This window comes from Caulobacter sp. FG121 (genome assembly GCF_057809815.1).
On sequence record NZ_JBMDKR010000021.1, the window covers coordinates 1 to 688 of the forward strand.

The window sequence follows — 688 nt, forward strand, 5'->3', positions numbered from 1 at the left end:
CTCCGCCTCCGCCTCCGCCTCCGCCTCCGCTTCCGCTTCCGCCTCCGCCGGCTCCCGAGCTGCCGAAGGTGGTCAAGCCCAAGGTGGAGAAGGCTCCCAAGCCGAAGGCGGAAGCCAAGCCCGCGGCTGAACCCAAGACGCCGCCGGCGGCCCCGGCTCCGGCTCCCGAACCTGCCGCGCCTTCCGCCATCGATGGCGCTGGCGAGCAGAAAGACCCGTAGCGACCTCCCGGCCGTGTGTTGGTCCAGGAGCAGTAAGCACCCTCCGGAGGGTGCGTAGCGTGAGCATCGCGGCGGGGTCCGGACACCGCCGCTCCATCTTCCCGGAGTCCGATGACCTACGCCGCCCGCCCCGACATGATCCTCAGCTACGGAGAGCTTCAGCTCATCCAGCTGACCGATCGCGCCGAGCCGCCGGCCGGACTCATCGATGACCAGGTTCTGGGCGAGGCGCTCGACTACGCCGGCAGCACGATCGACGGCTACCTGCGCGCCCAGTACAAGCTGCCCCTGACCGCCGCCCATCCGATGCTCAAGGGTATCGCCCAGGACATCACCTGGTGGCGGCTGCACCGCGAGCCGACCGAGGAAGTGCGCAAGCGCTACGAAGCGGCGGTCGCGACGCTGAAGCAGATCTCCACCGGCATCATCCGCCTGCCCGACGAGGCAGGCGGCGAGCCGGCCGGCCG

At 70.5% G+C, this 688-nt stretch carries 2 protein-coding genes; both read left to right on the plus strand.

Annotation, left to right across the window (positions count from 1 at the left end; all coding sequences use genetic code 11):
- A partial coding sequence (locus ACODSL_RS20065; RefSeq protein WP_488902513.1) for a hypothetical protein occupies positions 1-221 on the plus strand: 221 nt, incomplete at its 5' end.
- A gap of 111 nt (positions 222-332) precedes the next feature.
- Positions 333-688 (plus strand): gp436 family protein (locus ACODSL_RS20070; RefSeq protein WP_488902514.1); only part of this gene is annotated, 356 nt, incomplete at its 3' end.